At 55.8% G+C, this 17,790-nt stretch carries 16 protein-coding genes and 2 tRNA genes; 11 read left to right on the forward strand and 7 right to left on the reverse strand.

The window, feature by feature from the left end; translation table 11 throughout:
• Positions 1–178 precede the first annotated feature (178 nt).
• Positions 179–2,458, forward strand: a complete 2,280-nt coding sequence (parC, locus tag ACQZ51_RS05200; protein WP_448775669.1) for a DNA topoisomerase IV subunit A — start codon at positions 179–181, stop codon at positions 2,456–2,458.
• A 191-nt stretch (positions 2,459–2,649) separates the two neighbouring features.
• Here parC and ACQZ51_RS05205 read toward each other — a convergent pair whose 3' ends face one another.
• Complete coding sequence (locus ACQZ51_RS05205) at positions 2,650–3,117, reverse strand: PRC-barrel domain-containing protein (RefSeq protein WP_042618558.1); 468 nt, start codon at positions 3,115–3,117, stop codon at positions 2,650–2,652.
• Between the two features lie 113 nt (positions 3,118–3,230).
• Between ACQZ51_RS05205 and ACQZ51_RS05210 the strand changes: the two genes are divergently transcribed.
• The 3 genes from ACQZ51_RS05210 to ACQZ51_RS05220 all read left to right on the forward strand — a co-directional run bounded on the left by ACQZ51_RS05210 (position 3,231) and on the right by ACQZ51_RS05220 (position 5,295).
• Entirely contained in the window at positions 3,231–3,716 is a 486-nt protein-coding gene (locus tag ACQZ51_RS05210) for a hypothetical protein (RefSeq protein ID WP_448775670.1), read from the forward strand.
• 77 nt (positions 3,717–3,793) lie between these two features.
• Positions 3,794–4,219 (forward strand): ImmA/IrrE family metallo-endopeptidase, encoded by a 426-nt coding sequence (locus tag ACQZ51_RS05215; RefSeq protein WP_448775671.1) that lies wholly within the window; start codon positions 3,794–3,796, stop codon positions 4,217–4,219.
• Complete coding sequence (locus ACQZ51_RS05220; protein WP_448775672.1) at positions 4,219–5,295, forward strand: beta family protein; 1,077 nt, start codon at positions 4,219–4,221, stop codon at positions 5,293–5,295. Before ACQZ51_RS05215 ends, ACQZ51_RS05220 begins: the two co-directional genes overlap by 1 nt.
• Positions 5,296–5,313: 18 nt before the next feature.
• Here the strand turns inward: ACQZ51_RS05220 and uvrB are convergent, their stop codons facing one another.
• Positions 5,314–8,301, reverse strand: a complete 2,988-nt coding sequence (uvrB, locus tag ACQZ51_RS05225) for an excinuclease ABC subunit UvrB (protein WP_448775792.1) — start codon at positions 8,299–8,301, stop codon at positions 5,314–5,316.
• A gap of 251 nt (positions 8,302–8,552) precedes the next feature.
• On the opposite strand from uvrB, the gene ACQZ51_RS05230 reads away from it, so the two are divergent.
• Entirely contained in the window at positions 8,553–8,906 is a 354-nt protein-coding gene (locus ACQZ51_RS05230) for a DMT family protein (RefSeq protein WP_448775673.1), read from the forward strand.
• Between the two features lie 94 nt (positions 8,907–9,000).
• On the opposite strand, the gene ACQZ51_RS05235 is transcribed toward ACQZ51_RS05230, so the two are convergent.
• Together ACQZ51_RS05235 and ACQZ51_RS05240 are read right to left on the reverse strand one after the other, a co-directional pair.
• Positions 9,001–10,416: a PepSY-associated TM helix domain-containing protein gene (locus ACQZ51_RS05235; protein WP_448775674.1), complete on the reverse strand. Its 1,416-nt coding sequence runs from the start codon at positions 10,414–10,416 to the stop codon at positions 9,001–9,003.
• Between the two features lie 84 nt (positions 10,417–10,500).
• A complete protein-coding gene (locus tag ACQZ51_RS05240) occupies positions 10,501–11,025 on the reverse strand; it encodes a DUF2946 family protein (RefSeq protein ID WP_448775676.1) in 525 nt (174 codons plus the stop codon).
• A gap of 72 nt (positions 11,026–11,097) precedes the next feature.
• Between ACQZ51_RS05240 and ACQZ51_RS05245 the strand changes: the two genes are divergently transcribed.
• Positions 11,098–12,630, forward strand: a complete 1,533-nt coding sequence (locus tag ACQZ51_RS05245) for a DUF1800 domain-containing protein (protein ID WP_448775677.1) — start codon at positions 11,098–11,100, stop codon at positions 12,628–12,630.
• Between the two features lie 3 nt (positions 12,631–12,633).
• Entirely contained in the window at positions 12,634–13,809 is a 1,176-nt protein-coding gene (locus tag ACQZ51_RS05250; RefSeq protein ID WP_448775679.1) for a DUF1501 domain-containing protein, read from the forward strand.
• Between the two features lie 72 nt (positions 13,810–13,881).
• Here the strand turns inward: ACQZ51_RS05250 and ACQZ51_RS05255 are convergent, their stop codons facing one another.
• Together ACQZ51_RS05255 and ACQZ51_RS05260 are read right to left on the reverse strand one after the other, a co-directional pair.
• Entirely contained in the window at positions 13,882–14,268 is a 387-nt protein-coding gene (locus ACQZ51_RS05255; RefSeq protein WP_042618551.1) for an acyl-CoA thioesterase, read from the reverse strand.
• Between the two features lie 37 nt (positions 14,269–14,305).
• Entirely contained in the window at positions 14,306–15,187 is an 882-nt protein-coding gene (locus ACQZ51_RS05260) for a TrmH family RNA methyltransferase (RefSeq protein ID WP_448775681.1), read from the reverse strand.
• 303 nt (positions 15,188–15,490) lie between these two features.
• On the opposite strand from ACQZ51_RS05260, the gene ACQZ51_RS05265 reads away from it, so the two are divergent.
• From ACQZ51_RS05265 to ACQZ51_RS05275, 3 genes are all read left to right on the forward strand, one after another.
• A tRNA-Tyr gene (locus ACQZ51_RS05265) sits at positions 15,491–15,575 on the forward strand.
• 25 nt (positions 15,576–15,600) lie between these two features.
• Positions 15,601–15,674: transfer RNA gene (locus ACQZ51_RS05270), tRNA-Gly, on the forward strand.
• 258 nt (positions 15,675–15,932) lie between these two features.
• Entirely contained in the window at positions 15,933–16,349 is a 417-nt protein-coding gene (locus tag ACQZ51_RS05275) for a PAS domain-containing protein (protein WP_448775682.1), read from the forward strand.
• Positions 16,350–16,704: 355 nt separating this feature from the next.
• Here the strand turns inward: ACQZ51_RS05275 and ACQZ51_RS05280 are convergent, their stop codons facing one another.
• On the reverse strand, positions 16,705–17,337 hold the full coding sequence (locus tag ACQZ51_RS05280) for a TerC family protein (RefSeq protein WP_448775683.1): 633 nt from the start codon (positions 17,335–17,337) through the stop codon (positions 16,705–16,707).
• Between the two features lie 354 nt (positions 17,338–17,691).
• Here ACQZ51_RS05280 and ACQZ51_RS05285 point away from each other — a divergent pair.
• Positions 17,692–17,790, forward strand: a 99-nt coding sequence (locus tag ACQZ51_RS05285) for a GTP-binding protein (protein WP_141681087.1), incomplete at its 3' end; no start/stop codon positions are given.

Raw genomic sequence — 17,790 nt, forward strand, 5'->3', positions numbered from 1 at the left:
AATGGTGCATCTATATCGTATGATGAGCGCCGGTATATTCCATTCATAAGATGCAACGAATGGCTGAATTGCGGCATAAAAACAAGGTCAAAGGAAAATACACGCTGAGTGGCGGTCATCCACAGGCGAAAAGCCCTTGTTTCTTGCCGCAATTAACCCTTTCCGCTAGTCAGGAACTATGGGAAAAAATCTGCTTCCTCCGTCCGGCGGAGACGACGACAATATTATACCTGTTGACCTGAAGGCAGCGCTGGAAGAGCGTTACCTGGCTTACGCCCTGTCGACCATCATGCACCGCGCGCTGCCGGACGTTCGCGATGGTTTGAAGCCGGTGCACCGCCGCATCATTCACGCCATGAGCGAGATGGGCATTCGGCCAAATTCCGCCTTCAAGAAATGCGCCCGTATCGTCGGTGACGTGATCGGTAAATTCCATCCCCATGGCGACCAGTCTGTCTATGACGCGCTGGTGCGTTTGGCGCAGGACTTTTCCCAGCGCTACCCGATTGTCGATGGCCAGGGCAATTTCGGCAACATCGATGGCGATGGCGCAGCCGCCTATCGTTACACCGAAGCGCGCATGACGGATGTCGCAGCTCTCCTGCTCGAAGGCATCGAGCAGGATGCGGTCGATTTTCGCCCGACCTATAATGAGGAAGACGAAGAGCCGGTCGTTATGCCCGGCGCGTTTCCCAACCTTCTGGCCAACGGTTCCTCCGGCATCGCCGTGGGCATGGCCACGTCCATTCCGCCGCACAACGCGCATGAGCTGTGCGATGCGGCCCTTCGGCTGATCAAGAACCCGGATGCGACGGTCGAAGATCTGATGTTCGATCCCGCTCATCCGGAAAGAGGTGGCATCGAGGGACCAGATCTGCCAACAGGCGGCGTCATCACCGAGAGCCGCGAAAGCATGATCGAGGCCTACAAGACCGGACGCGGCGGGTTTCGCGTTCGTGCAAAGTGGGAGATCGAGGATCTTGGCCGCGGCGGCTACCAGATCGTCATCACCGAAATTCCCTATCAGGTTCAGAAATCACGGTTGATCGAAAAGATCGCCGAGCTGCTTCTGGCCCGCCGTCTGCCCCTGCTGGAAGATGTGCGCGACGAATCCGCCGAGGACGTGCGCGTGGTGCTGGTGCCAAAGAACCGCACCGTCGATGCCACGCTGCTGATGGAATCGCTGTTCCGTCTGTCGGATCTGGAAAACCGCATTCCGCTGAACATGAACGTCCTGTCCATGGGCCGCGTGCCCAAGGTCATGGCACTCAACGAAGTGTTGAAGGAATGGCTGGACCACCGCCGCGATGTGCTGCTGCGCCGCTCGCGCTTCCGCCTGGCCGCCATTGACCGTCGCCTTGAAATTCTCGGCGGTTTTCTCATCGCTTATCTCAATATCGATGAGATCATCGCCATCATCCGTGAGGAAGATGAGCCGAAGCCCGTCATGGTGGCGCGGTTCAAGCTGACCGATATTCAGGCCGAAGCCATTCTCAACATGCGCCTGCGCTCCTTGCGTAAGCTGGAAGAATTCGAGATCCGCACGGAATTCGAAGGTCTGAGCAGCGAGAAGGCCGAAATCGAGTCGCTGCTGGCATCGCCGGAAAAGCAGTGGAAGACGGTCTCGGGTGAAATCGAGGATGTGAAGAAGAAATACGCCAAGGCTACCGCGCTTGGCGCACGCCGCACCGTGTTTGCCATGGCACCGACGGCGGATGTGGATGCCATTCAGCAATCCATGATCGAGAAAGAACCCGTCACCATCGTCATTTCCCAGAAGGGATGGATCAGGGCGCTGAAAGGCCATATGGCCGATACCTCGACGCTGACCTTCAAGGAAGGCGATGGCCCGAAGCTGGCCTTCCCGGCGCAGACCACGGACAAGCTGCTGCTGGTAACCACAGGCGGCAAGGCTTACACGCTGGGTGCGGACAAGCTGCCCGGTGGGCGCGGCCATGGAGAGCCGGTGCGTATCATGGTGGATATGGAGAACGATCAGGATATTCTGAGCGCCTTCGTGCATGACCCATCGCGCAAACTGCTGCTGGCGTCTACGGCTGGAAATGGCTTCGTGATTGCGGAAACGGAAATGGTGGCCAATACCCGCAAGGGCAGGCAGATCATGAATGTTGCCATGCCGGATGAGATGAAGATGCTGGTGCCTGTTACTGGTGACCACGTTGCCGTTGTTGGTGAAAACCGCAAGATGCTCACATTCCCGCTCTCGCAAGTGCCGGAAATGTCACGTGGCAAGGGCGTGCGCCTGCAACGCTACAAGGATGGCGGCATTTCCGACATCAAGTGCTTCGCGCTGGCCAGCGGCCTGACATGGGAAGACAGCGCCGGACGCTCCTTCTCCAAAAACGCCGATGAACTGGTAGAATGGATGGCCGACCGCGCCACCGCAGGCCGCACCGTGCCCAAGGGCTTCCCCCGCAGCGGCAAATTTGGCGGGTAAGGGCAGGGACGACCCACGACGTTATCCTCGGGCTTGACCCGAGGATCCAACCACATCTCCACGAGCAGAACGCGGTAGATATCCTCTGCCGGTGCAGCCCCCAACACCCACAAAAAAGCCCACCGAAGTTGGAGCGAACCAACAATCGGTGGGCTTGAAGACCGGCAGAATAAAACTGCCTATCTCATGGATTAGTCGTCCATCTTGTCGTAATCGAGCTTCGGAGCCGCGCCGAGCGCTTCCTTAGTCGTATCTACGTATGCCTTCCATGTGCCATTATCATTGTTGATGGCAACAGAGGCAGGGTCCAGAACAACATAGCTCTTATCGATGCCGAGGAAGCCACCGACGCTGGCAACCAGACCGATAACAGACTTGCCGTCGCCAATCACAACATCTTCAATCTCACCGATTTCCTCGTTCTGGGCATTATAGATGTCCATGCCGTCAAGCTGCGAGGCTGTGAGGTCGGTCTTCTGCACATTGATGAACTTCAATGGACCGCTGGCCTTGGTGCCCATGGTAATGCCAGGACCCGAAAGCATCGCATCTGCACCAGCAGCCGGTGCCGCAGCAGGAGCCGTCGTCGCCGTCTGCGCAAACGCGACAGACGATGTCAGAACTGCAGCAGCAGCAAGCGCGAAAACCTTGTTTTTCATAGTGTTTCTTCCTTTTCAGTATCGAACATAGTGTTCGGGGGAAGAACGGGTTGGGGTGGTTTTTGTTCCGGTGGTGTTCGATCAATTCGCCGATGTGTCTATAATCTCTGATTGTGCTCAAAGATATTTCAAACAAGTATAAGGTAGCGTTGATTCGATATTCGGGCGCGATGGCGATGCAAGATAAAGTACGAAACGAAGCTGAGCCCGATAAAACTCATTTCTGGGTCGTGAGTTGCATGGGCTGCCTTTTTGGTGGCTGGGTAGCTGCCCACTTTACGTTGGTAAGTATTTTCACAAAAGAAGGTGCGGAGAAAGAAATGGGCTTCGAAAGTGCGATCACCATTGTCTTATCTGCCTTGTCTATAATCATAACCGTTCTGGCCATTATTATCGCCGTTGTAGGGACGATAGGATTTAATACTCTTCGAAGAGCTGCCTTTGATGCCGGAACTAAACACGCGGTAGCGCAAATGGCTGACGGTGGGGAGATTCGGAAGATATTGTTAGAACGAGTGGATGAACTCGTTGCAAACGCTGGTTTCAAGCCGGTTCCTGAAAGTGCGTGGGGGAATTCAGAGAAGGAATATGGCGAATGAAAAGGCCGTCTAGTGAGTGGGAGGGACTGAGTTCCACTGTCAAAGAAATGATCTCGTCGTACCACGCTGACATACCAGTGAAGATTGGTGAGTTGGCAAAAGCCCTGGGTCTTTCCGTTAAAGTTAGCACTTTAGACGTTGGTATTTCTGGGATGATTGAGCCTTGCCAAGAATGTCTAGGCGGATTTAAAATTACAATCAACAAGCATGAGCCAAAGCATCGTCAGCGCTTCACGCTCGCACACGAAGTCGCACACTATCTGCTTCATCGCGAGCTAATCGGCGTTGGACTGTCCGACAATATTTTATACAGATCTAAATTGACTGATGAAAAAGAAGCGGAGGCTAACCGTTTGGCGTCAGATATTCTTATGCCGCGCTCAGTGTTGCGCAGCTGGATAGATAACTGTGAGCAAAAAAAAGCTGCTGACTATGTATCTCGAGTTTCGATGGAGTTTGGAGTTTCGGAAGAAGCTATGCGCATTTCGCTGGGACTAAAATAATGACAGTTAATTATATTCCTGTCTTAAGTGTTCGCCCCTCTGAAATTATAGCGCTAACAGAAGTCCCTGACATAGCGAAGGAGCGGATGCTTCCGCTTTTTCTAGTCCGCCCGTGGCTGGGTCAAGGTCCGCTTTTGAGGGCCACAGATCGGGTTCGTCACGCAGTTGGTGCACGCAGGTGGATTGCAAATCTAGACGTGTCCTATAGCGGAGAAGACGACGAGAGCTTAGCAGATATGGCTCGTCTACAAGCCTCCAGCGGTGGCTTTGAGAACTGGAAGAGATTTGTCGATGACATGCCAAACTGTGTTCCCTCAGCCATCGTTTGTGACGACATCGAGGACTTTACAGCGCAAGTGAGTTCATTGAGTGAACTGGGGAGGGGCGTGGCTATTCGTTTCAATAAGCGGGTAACAAACGATATTTCGCCTTACGTCATGGAGCTCTCAAAACTTCAATTACCGGAAGTCTACGTCGTCATTGATTACGGGCAACGCGATATGCGTTTGTTGAATGAAGTTGGAACGGCTATCAGTGACTGCAAGTTAGTGATGGCTGAGTTGCCGGATGTGAATTTAGCTATATCGGCAACCACGTTTCCAAGTAGCTTCGAGGCTGAAAGTGAAACGATTTACGAGAGAGTTTTTCACTCAAGTGTTGCCCAAGGAATTCCGTCGAATACTCTTATTTATAGCGATCACGGTAGTACTCGAGTAAGCGAGCAAAAGGGTGGCGGAACTCCGCGACCAAGGATAGATTTGCCATTAGATAATAATTGGCATTTTTTTCGAAGTAATTTAGTTCGAAAAGAGGATATGGGGAAAGACGAATACATCTCTTTGAGAGATGAAGAGTACAAGAAAATGGCAGAGTTAGCGATGAATAGTCGCCACTGGGACCATTCTTTAAATATCTGGGGGACTCAGTTCATAAAAATCACTCAACTAGGGTCCGGATTCGGAATTAATTCTCCAGCGAAATCGACCGCTTGCAGAATAAATATCCACCTCACGCGGCAAGCGCTGTACGGTGCAAGTATTGCCCCACGCGATTTTGAAGAAGATTGGCAAGACTAGGGGATTTGCGTTAAACTATCACCTCCCTGGCCTTCCAGTCTTCCCCTTCGTCCGGCCCTTGCGCTTCTGCTCGCCCGGGTCCTCATAACTTCCCACACCTACCTTGCCGCGGACGATGGGGCGGGGGTCGTCTTTGGGGTTGGTGGCTCGTTCGGGTTGGCCTTCCAGCAGGGGTGAGAAGCGTTTGCCGTCTTCGGTTTTGGGCTTGGCGGGTGCCGCGCCTTTGACGGGCTTTTCCGTGCGTCCCACCGTCATTTCATCGAGGCTGTTCTTGCGGAACAGGGGTTTGGCGGTGTCGGTGCCGGGGCCCATGTCATCGAGGGAGGGTTTGGCGAAGAGGGACTTTCCGGCTTGCTCACCAGCTTCTGCGCCAATGGACGTATCTCGCGCAGTTGAGGTGCGGGGGCTTGTGCTGCTCTTCTTGCCTTTACCACCGCCCTCCAGCGATTTGGCTTCTTCCTTGGCAATCGGGTCGTCCATGGCGGCGAGTTCGGCGGCTTTGAGGCGTTTGATTTCGTCGCGTAGGCGCGCGGCTTTTTCGAAGTCGAGATCGGCGGCGGCGTCGCGCATGGATTTTTCCATCGCGTTGAGGTGAGCCTGCAGATTGTTGCCAACCATATGGCCGCGATCGGCAAAGCCCTTGCCGGATGCGCCTGAAATATCGGCGCGCACGTGGTCACGCTCATAGACGCTGTCGAGAATATCCGAAATGCGGGCCTTGACGGATTCCGGCGTGATGCCGTGTTCGGTGTTGTAAGCCACCTGCTTCTCGCGGCGACGGGAGGTTTCTTCCATCGCCCGCTTCATCGAGCCGGTGACCTTATCCGCATAGAGAATGACCTTGCCATCCACGTTACGGGCGGCACGACCAATGGTCTGGATCAACGACGTCTCCGAACGCAGGAAGCCTTCCTTGTCTGCATCCAGAATGGCAACGAAGCCGCATTCGGGAATATCAAGGCCTTCGCGCAGCAGGTTGATGCCCACCAGCACGTCAAACGCGCCTAGGCGCAGGTCACGGATGATTTCGATGCGTTCCAGCGTGTCGATATCCGAGTGCATGTAGCGCACGCGCACGCCTTGCTCATGCAGATATTCGGTGAGGTCTTCCGCCATGCGTTTCGTCAGCACGGTGCACAGGGTGCGGTAGCCCTTGGCGGCGGTTTCGCGAATTTCGCCCAGCACATCATCCACCTGGCTGCGGGCAGAGCGCACTTCCACCGGCGGATCGATCAGCCCCGTTGGGCGAATGACCTGTTCGGCAAAGACGCCGCCGGCCTGTTCCATTTCCCAATTGCCGGGGGTGGCCGAAACGGCGACCGTCGGCGGGCGCATCGCATCCCATTCCTCAAACCGCAGTGGACGGTTGTCCATGCAGGAGGGCAGGCGGAAGCCATATTCGGCCAGCGTTGCCTTGCGTCTGAAGTCGCCCCGATACATGCCGCCAATCTGGCTGACGGAAACGTGGCTTTCATCGATGAACAGCAAGGCGTTGTCGGGAATATATTCAAACAGGGTCGGCGGCGGCTCGCCGGGGCTGCGGCCGGTGAGGTAACGCGAATAGTTCTCGATGCCCGCGCAGGAGCCCGTGGCTTCCAGCATTTCGATATCATAACGAGTGCGCTGTTCCAGACGCTGCGCTTCCAGCAGGCGACCGGCCTTTTCCAGCTCGGCAAGGCGGCCCTTCAGTTCCTCCTTGATAGCGCGGATGGCGCCGTTCAGCGTTGGGCGCGGGGTTACATAGTGCGAATTGGCGTAGATCTTCACAGATTGCAGATCGCCGGTTTTCTGGCCTGTAAGCGGATCGAACTCCGTGATCGCATCTATCTCGTCTCCGAACATGGAAATGCGCCAGGCGGCATCTTCCAAGTGGGCAGGGAAAATTTCGATGGTATCACCACGCACGCGGAACGAGCCACGCTGGAAATCCATGTCCCGGCGCTTATATTGCTGGGCCACAAGGTCTGCCAACAGCTGCCGCTGATCCAGCCTGTCGCCAATCGCCATCTGGAAGGTCATGGCGGTATAGGTTTCAACCGAGCCGATACCGTAAATGCAGGAGACTGAAGCGACGATGATGCAGTCATCCCGCTCCAGCAGCGAGCGCGTGGCGGAGTGGCGCATGCGGTCGATCTGTTCGTTGATCGAGGATTCCTTCTCGATGAAGGTATCCGAGCGCGGCACATAGGCTTCCGGCTGGTAGTAATCGTAATAGGAAACGAAATATTCCACCGCATTATCAGGGAAGAAGTTCTTGAATTCGGAATAAAGCTGCGCCGCCAGCGTCTTGTTGGGCGCGAGAATAACCGCCGGGCGTTGCGTGGCCTCGATGACCTTCGCCATGGTGAAGGTCTTGCCGGAGCCGGTCACACCGAGCAGAACCTGGCTGCGTTCACCGGAATTGATGCCTTCGACAAGATCGGCAATCGCCGTGGGCTGGTCGCCCGCCGGTTCGAAATCCGACTGCATGCGGATGGTGATTCCGCCTTCGGATTTTGCCGGACGGGCAGGGCGGTGCGGCGTCCACATCTTGCCGTCCTTGAACAGCGGATTGCCACTCTCGATCAGCGCCGAGAGAGCCTCAACCGTGGCCGTCACCGCGCCGGTGGCGAGGTTCTCCGCGTCCTCAAGGCTCACATCCATGCCGGCAACCGGGTTCAGGCCAGCGGCAGCGCGGGTTTTCGGATCGTTCGAAGCACCGATGGATACGCCCCGGGATGTCTTCTGGGCTGTGGATTTTCCGGCAGCTTTCGGCTTGGCGGCTTCCGCCTCTGCTATGGCCTGTTTGCGCGCCTCGATTTCGATCTTCTTGCGGTGCTTGCCCGCTTTCGATGCGACTTCGCGCTGCGTTTCCACGGAAGACGCTTCAGCCTCCGCTTCCAACTGCTTCACCCAGTCCGAAACGCTGCCGCTGAGAGGCGCGCCTTCAAACTCGGCTTGCGGCATTTCTGCAAAGCCGTCAGAGCGGGAGGTTTTGTCTGCGGTGTTTTTGGGTGATATGGCCATGTCGCGGAATATGGAGAGTGTGGGGTTGAAAGTGAAGAGGCGGGGTCGAAAAACAGAGTACAAACAGGAAACATTTCTGTCGCTGGAACCGTATGCGGGGTTCCGCGTTCTTCACGCGGCCAACATATTCAGCCATCAGAACGGCAAAATCCTGTTTTAGAAAGCCGTGCCCTGCGTTAAGCAATACGCCGAAAGACGAGACAAGTTCCCTTTTTCCATCGTTTTCCTCCCCATTTTTTCGAAGGTCCATCATGCCTTTTTCCATAACACCTGCGCATATCTGGCCGGTTCTCATGTTGATTGCCTCGAATGTCTTCATGACATTTGCCTGGTATGGACACCTCAAGCACAAGGGAAGCCTGTTGTTCATGGCTATCCTGACAAGCTGGGGTATTGCGTTTTTCGAATATTGCCTCGCGGTGCCGGCCAACCGCCTGGGCTCGGAAGTCTATTCCACGGCACAGCTGAAGACGATGCAGGAAGTCATCACGCTCACTGTCTTCGCGCTGTTCTCGGTGTTCTGGCTGAAGGAGAGCCTGACGATCAACCACGCCATAGGCTTCGCCCTGATCGCCTTCGGCGCGTCGTTCCTCTTCAAGTCTTGATGCCAGGTGGTGCATCCATGATAGAGGTGTAGCATCTTAACGCCAGTTGAAGTTCACAGGGGAGATGGCCGGGATTGCTCCCGGCCTTTTTCCTTTACGCCGTGCGGCGTTTGCCTACGGCTTGAACGATGAAGTCCAGCACCAACATCACCAGCAAGCTTAGCCCCACCAGCGGGAAGATAATGCCGCCGATGGCGAGTAGCGCCAGCAGGCCGCGCAGGACACGCTTGTTCTGCGGCATGGGCGGTATGCCGAGGGAGCCTTTCGGACGCCGCTTCCACCACATGGTGCCGCCGGAGACGGCCAGAAGGATGATGGCGAGGCAGACAATGACGAGAAATATCTGGTTTGCGAGGCCATATTGCTGGCCCATGTGGACGTTGATGCCCCATTCAAGACCTTTGCCGAGCGGGCCGTAGTCCGCATAGGTCATGTCGATCAAAGCCTTACCGCTATATTGGTCGAGATGGACGACATGCTGTTTCGAGAGGTCGTCTGGATAGACGGAGCCGCTGTAGACGCCGGTCGGTTTTGTGGGAAGGGCAACCGCGTAACCGGGAAAAAAGCCAAGGGCGTTGAAGCGGGTAATGGCCTGATCGATTCCGATGGGTTGCAGGGTGGAGCTCTTTTCGGGGGCTATAGGTGGCGCTTCGTGGACATGCTGGCCGTGGTCGTGACCTTCCGAGACTGGGATCTTTGCCTGTTCCAGCGACCACGATGTTTTGGCGACGTCATCGAGACGGTCGTTCGACATGGGAACCTGAACGCGCACACCGGCGGGATATCCGAAATTGTTGCCGTTGGCCCATTCATTGACCTTGGCGCCCCAGACGCCAGACCATGGCATGCCGGTAACCGCGAGGAAGACGATGAAAAAGCCAACGAATATGCCGGTTACGGCGTGGGTGTCGCGCCAGAAAACCCGTTTCTTCGGCGTGCCTCGGACGGTTATCACGCCGCCTGTCTGCTTGCGCGGCCACCAGAGATAGATGCCCGTTGCCACGAGAAGGACCGACCAGCCTGCGGCGATCTCTATGAAATAGCGGGCCCATGTGCCGAAATATTTCAGGCTGTGGATGTATCGAACCGTCCACATGACAGTGCCACGGTCTGGCAGGGAGCCTAGCGCCTCGGCGGTATAGGTATTGACGTAAACAGCGCGTTTTCCATCTGCCGTGCTGACGGTGATTTCCGTGGATGCGCCGGGATCGGTAGGAGTGGTGTATTTTACCGCAGTGCCCGGAACGAGGCTGAGTGCGGATGCAACGATAGCGGATGGCGCGGCCGGAGCCACGTTTTGCAATGCCTCGATGCGTTTCAAATCCGAATGGATGATGGCGTCGAACTCATCCCTGAACAGATAAAGACTGCCTGTGATGGCAAGGGAAATCATGAAGGGCAGAACGAAAAGGCCAGCATAAAAATGCCAGCGCCACACGGCGCGATAGAGGTTGATGGATGAGGATTGCGCAGCCTGGCGCTCCCCTTCGAAGGAAGTGATGACGGACATGAAATGTCTCCGCAAGACGATGAGGTTTGCGGCTTGATGCGCACCGGGCTGTACCGCGGGCGCATTTGAAGCCGAAGTTATGTCTCAAAGGTGCGAAAAAAGGGGTGGGCCGCGCGGTTGCGAGTCCCGGTTTGCTGTCGGCGGCGGACTTGTCGCGTCCGGGTAGAAGAAGGCGAGGTCGACGGAGGTGGCGATGCCGCCAGCCAGCTCGGTGGGAGAGGCAAGGAGTGCGGCCGCAGCAGCGAAGGCGAGGCGGCATAGCGTCCCGCAACAGTCGTTTGCCTGCTTTGTTCCCGGGTTCTGGTTCTGCTTGCCACTAGCGCCATCGGGCATGTGGGTGGAGCAGATAACCCCATCTGCGCCAATCGACATGGCTGCCATGTTTCCATGGGCGACGCCAGTGGTCAGGCCCTGCAACAAAAACAGCAAAAGCGCCAGCATGGCGACCGCGCCAGCCGAGCTTCTATCCTGCATTATGCTGCGCACGAACCCCATGAATCGTGATCTGCCACAGTTTTTCCGCAATGTCACTGCGGCAGAATAGGCCAGATCACAGGTCTCGGCATGGCGATGCTGCGTTACAAATTGTCCATGTCCGGAAAATGCCATGGTTTCGCAACCTTTTTGCCCGGATTGACTGTATTCCTAGCTCCAAACTTCATGTTGGCAGGAGTGGCTTAAATGGCTTCGTTTTCTCCAACGGTGGCGGCGGTCCGCTATGGTTACGGGCTCTCGCCCGGGCAAGTGCTGAACAGAGATTCTGACGACCTGTTGGTACAGCTCGCCGATGCGCCGCTCAGAGATTCCTATTTCCCTATCGGCGGTGCCTTTGCAGCGCGGCAGCGATCGTCAGATCTGGCAGACAGGATTATAGCAACAAGTGCCGGTAAAAACGGCGGCGAACTGGATCGCGATGGCCGCAGATTGATCCAGCAACAAGCCGAGCAGAGTTTTCAGCGCGATAGCATGGCGCGCGTGATGCAGGCCGTGTTCTCGCCCTACGGCTTTCATGAGCGGCTTGCCTCGTTCTGGACGGATCATTTTTCCGTCAATGCGCGCAAGGCGCTGCCGATGCGCCTTATCACCCCGCTCTATGAAGTCGAGGCGATACGTCCGAATTTAGCAGGTTCGTTCCGGGATTTACTTCAAGCGGCGGTTCTTCATCCCGCCATGCTGATCTATCTGGATCAAAACCGTTCGGCTGGCCCGGAATCTACGGCTGCTGAAAAAAATAAGCGCGGCCTTAACGAAAACCTCGGACGTGAACTGCTCGAACTTCACACATTGGGCGCTGGCAGTGGTTATACGCAGGCCGATGTGCGCTCAGCCGCGCTTGTGCTGACAGGAATGACGGTGGATGACCGAAATGAAATGCTGTTTCGGCCTCGCATGGCCCAGCCGGGCCAGATTAAGGTTCTCGGCGTTTCCTATGGCGGGCGCAAGCGCACCGCAGACGACTGTCTCGATATGCTCAATGATCTAGCGATGCGGCCTGAAACTGCGGTCCACGTTTGCCGCAAACTGGCGGCGCATTTCATTGCCGACGAGGCGCCACCGGAAATCGTCGCAGCCATGGTGGATGAATGGAAAGCCAGCAAGGGGCATCTGTTGAAAGTCTATGCCGTGATGCTGAACCATCCTCGGGCCTGGGCTGATCCTGGGCGGAAAATGAAGCTGCCCTTCGACTATGTCGTATCCGGGCTCCGGGCATTCGGCATGACTCAGAAGAACTGGCAAGGTAAGATGTCACCAAATGGTGATGACGAGGTTGGGCAGGCCGCAGAGCCAGCTGTAACCAGCGATGCAAACGCCATGCAGCAGGGTGGCGACCAGGCCGCAATGGTCAAGCCGACCGCTGATATGAACGCCAAGGCAGAGCAAACGGCAAAGCCGAAACAGAAGCAGAGCCTTGCACGAACACTCACTCTCGCATCCTTGCGGCGCATGGGGCAGCCCATATGGCAACCGCCGAGTCCCGCCGGGTTTGAGGAAGGTGTCGCATCCTGGCTCTCACCCAGTCAGATGAGCGAGCGGATTCTGTGGGCCCGAAAAGCGTCGAGTTCACTGGGTGGTGACATGGAGCCTAAAATGTTTCTGGAAGCGGCCATTGCCGATCTGGCGCGGGACGACACCATCCGCGTCGTCAGCCAGGCGCCAAGCCGCGTTAGCGGAATGACGCTCGCTTTGTCCTCACCAGAATTCAACAGGAGATAGGATATGGCCTTCTCTCAGGATATGCTGATCAGCCGACGCAGTTTCCTAGCGACCGCATGCTGTGCGGCGGCGTTGCCGGTGCTTTCGCCCGTCAGCTTCGCCGCCATGCCCGGCGACAATCGCTTTGTGACCATTGTCTTGCGAGGTGCAATGGATGGGCTGGATCTGGTTCAGCCTTATGGCGATGCGGCATTTGCCGCATTTCGACCAACCCTTGCTTTGACGCCGGATACAGGTCTGATCGATCTCGACGGTCATTTCGGTTTGAACCCGGCAGCGCAACCCTTGATGCCCCTTTGGCAGAACAAGGAGCTATCCTTTGTTCATGCCGTTTCCACCCCCTATCGGGACCAGAGAAGCCACTTCGATGGGCAAGATATTCTGGAGAGCGGTGCCGACCATGTGCATGGCGAACGTACCGGTTGGCTAAACCGTGCCTTGTCCGCCATTCCGCGCTCGGAGGACCGCAAGGCAATCGATATCAACACGTCGATTGAACTCATTCTCGCCGGGCCAAACGATACGGACGTCTGGGCATCGACGTCCAATATGACGATGGGGCCTGATGATGTAGCGTTTTTCAAGCGGCTCTACGCCAATGACCCGGATTTCAATCGGGTTCTCGCGGAAGCCTTGCGCACCGACATGTCCGCCGAGCAATTGTTTCAGGATGAAAAGCGCGGCGCGGGCATTCGCGATGTCGCCAAGCTTGCTGGCGGCTTATTGCGGGAAGACTACCGAATCGCTGCCTTCTCAGTCGATGGCTGGGATACGCATGCGGGACAAAAAGGCCAGTTTGCACGCACCGTCAAAGATTTGACCATCGCGCTGACAACGCTGAAAGATGCGCTGGGAGCGGATGTCTGGAAAAAGACCGTCGTGCTGGCCATGACTGAATTCGGGCGCACCGTGCGCGAAAATGGCACGGGCGGCACGGACCACGGCACCGGTGGAGTCGCCATTCTGGCAGGCGGCGGAATCGATGGCGGCCGCGTGTTGGGCAAATGGCCGGGTTTGGGTGAGGGCAGGCTGCTCGATGACCGCGACCTCATGCCCACAGGCGATGTGCGGGAAATTGCCGCGGCAATGCTCTATCGACAGTTCGATGTGAGCAGTGAAGCACTGACCAACGGCATTTTCCCCGGACTCAGCTTCGACAGGTCGTCGCCTTATCTCTAGGTTTGATAGCTTGAATGCTTAAACGCGAAAACGAACGAGGGGCGCAAAATGGCTACGCCCCTCTCTGAAATACTATTCCTTGACGATGGGCGTTGGCCGCCCCTCGCTGTCCATCGCCACCATGATGAAGGTGCCAGCGGTTACTTTTTCAAGAATGTCGTATCGAGCGCGCTGCGCCCACGCTTCAACCGTCAGGGTGATAGACGTGCGACCAACGCGGGAGATGGTCGTGTAGATCGACAGAGTATCACCGATCTTTACGGGCAGCTCGAATGCCATTTCTTTGACTGCCGCCGTGACCACACGACAGCGTGCCCGTTCTGCTGCGCGTATTCCGCTTGCCAAGTCCATCTGAGACATGACCCAACCGCCAAAAATATCGCCAGCGGGGTTTGCATCCGCTGGCATGGCAAGCGTGCGAAGCGTCAGTTCGCCGGTTGGCTTGATCTGTTCTGGCATTATGGCCCCCGTAAAGACGTCTGGATGAAAAGCTAGATTACTTTTTGGCTAGAAATTGGCGGCTTGCATAAAGCGCAATAGCGGCGGCATTCGAAACGTTGAGCGATTTGATCTCACCCGGCATATCGAGGCGCGCGAGCAGGGAGACGGTCTCCCGGGTCTTCTGGCGAAGCCCCTTGCCCTCGGCACCAAGCACAAGCGCGATCTTCTCACCCTGAAACGTTCCCTCAAGCGGCGCGGGGCCTTCCGAATCAAGCCCGATGGACGTGAAGCCCAGCTTGTGTAGTTCGGCGAGAGCATCGGCCAGATTGGTAATCTGGATATAGGGAATCATTTCGAGCGCGCCGGAGGCTGATTTTGCCAGAACGCCTGACTCGGTCGGGCTGTGGCGCATGGTCGTAATGACGGCACCGGCATTGAAGGCCACGGCCGAACGCATGATGGCGCCCACATTGTGCGGATCTGTGACCTGATCGAGAACGAGAATCAGCGGGCTGCTCTTCAAAGCGCCGAGCTTCTTGGCGGGCAGGGGCCGGGTTTCCAGCATAACACCCTGGTGGATAGCATCAGGGCCGAGAATCTTGTCTATATCCTGCGGCGAAACCATTTCCACCGGGAAAGGCTGTTCTTCAGCAGATCCAATTTCCAGACGCGCCAGCGCGTTCAGGGTGACGGACAGCTTGATGATCTGCCGTTCCTTGTTGGCCAGGGCTGCGCGCACGGTGTGCAAACCATAGAGATGGACCTGATCGGGCGCCAGTTGCGGTGCCTTCCAGTCTTCACCGCCACGCGGTCTGCGCTTTTGAAAAGCGGGCGTTGGAATTTCGCCACGTTCCCTCTTGGCATCGCGGACCTGACGGCGCAGCGTTGCATAATGGGTGTCGCGGGTGGATTTATCGTTGGGATCGTCTTTGCTCATGATGCCTTATATCGTCAGCAATGCGACAGCACCAGTCCCTCCCAATCCTCTGTTTGCCGCCTGGGTTTGGCGTCCACCCATTTGCGCAAGGACTTAGCGTCAATTGGCTGGGCATCTTTATGCACCACGTGCGGTTAATCCACAGGCCTATGACTCTGTTCGCATTTTTTGCATATTTTCGTCACACATCGTGTTGACAGGCGCGGCGAGGGCAGTCATATACGCGGCCACAGACGACGAAACGGCAACGCGCCGGCCTCGGAAATCTGGTTAAGCTTGGTTGCTTGATCCTCGCAGAATACTGGAGGAATGCCCGAGTGGTTAAAGGGGACGGACTGTAAATCCGTTGGCTCAGCCTACGTTGGTTCAAATCCAACTTCCTCCACCATTCTGCACGGATCGAAACCACCGCCGCGGGTATAGCTCAATGGTAGAGCAGCAGCCTTCCAAGCTGAATACGCGGGTTCGATTCCCGCTACCCGCTCCAACGGTTTTCGATTATCATTTCCAGACATTACATCTTTAAAATTGCTTGCAGAGTTGTCTCTGGCGACCATCCGTCGAGTCGCTGTTTTTCAATCAGAGAGCGTCAACTGTGATGCCGCTTTGCTTCATGCGCGAATATTGCATTATCGCGACACCGCCGGGAACAAAATCGTTGCTTCCAGATTGTTGGAAAGAACAGTGATTGCTACCCCAGATGCAATTCACTCACAGCGGTAAAAACAGTGCCCGGGAATAAGAGATGCTCGATAATAACCAGATCCAAAGATATGTCGCTATCAGCAATGGTGGCTTCTACGCCTGGGACGTATGTTTAAATCTTTTTTGGGCGGATGAGAATTTTGCGAGAATCACAGGCCTTGAGCCAGATGAACTGAATCACGGATTGCCCGCAGAGCGAATGCTCGACCTCATCCACGAGGATGACAGGCCGCATGTCTCGGAAGGTATAAAGAATTCAGTTCTGTCTGGAGAGCCCTTCCAGATGGTGTATCGCGTGCGCCGTGGCAATGGATTTGCGAAAATCACGGAAGTCGGGCGTTGCTACCGATATATTGACGGCGTCGCGTCACTGTTTACCGGTGTGGTGTTTGACAGCACGACGCCCGCGCGCTCTGAAGATGCCTCAAACGGCAATATGCCCGTACTGGTCGATTAGAACCAGTCATCCATTTCTGCTGAGTGATATGCCTAGGTAATACTGTGCGATGATTGCGATGAGGACGAGTGCTGCAAAAGCAAAGCCGAATTTAAAGCGGCGAGAGCGTTTTGCACGTCCACCTGACCAGTCATAAGCCATTGTTCAGACAGCCTTTATGTTTATTAGTGTTGTCGAAACTAATAGCTGTCTAAGCTTGCCCGTGCATTGCGGCAATCATGAAATTGCACAGGCAAAATCTTTGACTTGCGTGACCTGCCTGTAGTGATTTGCGTTCGTTCTTTGGCGCTGTTGCGGCGGCTCATAAAAAAACCGGAGACCTAAAGGCTCCGGTTTTAAAAAGGCTGAACACTGCTCAGCTTATGTAGGGCTGTATATAAGGCCAGACTTCCACGAAGCCATGATAGAGCATGTTGGCGGCGACATAGACGATAACGAGAAGGCCGACATAAGAGATCCAGCGGTGGCGGTGCAAAAGCTTGGCAACATAGTTTGCAGCCAGACCCATCAGTGCGATGGAGACAACCAGGCCGATGATGAGAACGGTGAGGTGATCCTGTGCAGCACCAGCAACGGCAAGCACGTTGTCGAGTGACATGGACACATCTGCAATAACGATCTGTGTGGCGGCCTGGAAGAATGTCTTCTGGCCCTTTGTCAGATCTGCTTCGTCGTTTGTCTCGTCGTCGCCCATATGGACGTTCTGCGAGCGCAGTTCACTCCACATCTTCCAGCAGACCCAGGCCAGAAGAACGCCGCCGAAAAGCTGAAGGCCTACAATTGCCAGCAATTGTACGGTGAGGGCGGCAAAGACGATGCGCAGCACCGTCGCTGCAATGATGCCGACAAGAATGGCCTTGCGACGAAGATGTGCAGGGAGGCCGGCGGCGGCAAGGCCGATAACGATTGCATTATCGCCTGCAAGAACGAGGTCGATGGCGATGACCTGAAGAAATGCCGTAAAACCGGCAGCTGTGAAAATTTCCATATCAGATCCCGAACGGATAGGATGGGTGCCGCGGGAGAAACGGCTTATAGGCGCTTCTAAAAGTGCCTGCAAATTGTTGGATGTCGCCTGTCCCCACAGGTCGATTATCTTGTCAATAGGACACTAAACACATCTTCGTAAAGAGCGCTGGCTGGCTCATACATGCTGTCGCGCGCGAGCGCAGACGTTGACGGCAGGTATCGGGCACACCATATACCCCCCATCGTGCCGCTTTTCACGGCGCATTGGGTGCGCTCGCAATTAAGTCTTGCGCATTCGCTTACAAAGCCTTAAACGGCGACACCAAACCGGTTCGCCGGAAAAACTACTTCACGTTCACAGGAAGCAATTCAGATGGCAAAGAGCAAGTTTGAGCGCAACAAGCCGCACGTCAACATTGGCACGATTGGTCACGTTGACCACGGCAAGACGTCGTTGACTGCTGCGATCACG

The organism is Agrobacterium sp. CG674 (genome assembly GCF_053521645.1).

What these genes read in the sequence shown, in the direction of transcription:
- parC (WP_448775669.1), top strand. Translation starts at nt 179, where the DNA reads ATGGGAAAAAATCTGCTTCCTCCGTCCGGCGGAGACGACGACAATATT.
- ACQZ51_RS05205 (WP_042618558.1), bottom strand. Translation starts at nt 3,117, where the DNA reads ATGAAAAACAAGGTTTTCGCGCTTGCTGCTGCTGCAGTTCTGACATCG.
- ACQZ51_RS05220 (WP_448775672.1), top strand. Translation starts at nt 4,219, where the DNA reads ATGACAGTTAATTATATTCCTGTCTTAAGTGTTCGCCCCTCTGAAATT.
- uvrB (WP_448775792.1), bottom strand. Translation starts at nt 8,301, where the DNA reads ATGGCCATATCACCCAAAAACACCGCAGACAAAACCTCCCGCTCTGAC.
- ACQZ51_RS05230 (WP_448775673.1), top strand. Translation starts at nt 8,553, where the DNA reads ATGCCTTTTTCCATAACACCTGCGCATATCTGGCCGGTTCTCATGTTG.
- ACQZ51_RS05235 (WP_448775674.1), bottom strand. Translation starts at nt 10,416, where the DNA reads ATGTCCGTCATCACTTCCTTCGAAGGGGAGCGCCAGGCTGCGCAATCC.
- ACQZ51_RS05240 (WP_448775676.1), bottom strand. Translation starts at nt 11,025, where the DNA reads ATGGCATTTTCCGGACATGGACAATTTGTAACGCAGCATCGCCATGCC.
- ACQZ51_RS05245 (WP_448775677.1), top strand. Translation starts at nt 11,098, where the DNA reads ATGGCTTCGTTTTCTCCAACGGTGGCGGCGGTCCGCTATGGTTACGGG.
- ACQZ51_RS05250 (WP_448775679.1), top strand. Translation starts at nt 12,634, where the DNA reads ATGGCCTTCTCTCAGGATATGCTGATCAGCCGACGCAGTTTCCTAGCG.
- ACQZ51_RS05255 (WP_042618551.1), bottom strand. Translation starts at nt 14,268, where the DNA reads ATGCCAGAACAGATCAAGCCAACCGGCGAACTGACGCTTCGCACGCTT.
- ACQZ51_RS05260 (WP_448775681.1), bottom strand. Translation starts at nt 15,187, where the DNA reads ATGAGCAAAGACGATCCCAACGATAAATCCACCCGCGACACCCATTAT.
- ACQZ51_RS05275 (WP_448775682.1), top strand. Translation starts at nt 15,933, where the DNA reads ATGCTCGATAATAACCAGATCCAAAGATATGTCGCTATCAGCAATGGT.
- ACQZ51_RS05280 (WP_448775683.1), bottom strand. Translation starts at nt 17,337, where the DNA reads ATGGAAATTTTCACAGCTGCCGGTTTTACGGCATTTCTTCAGGTCATC.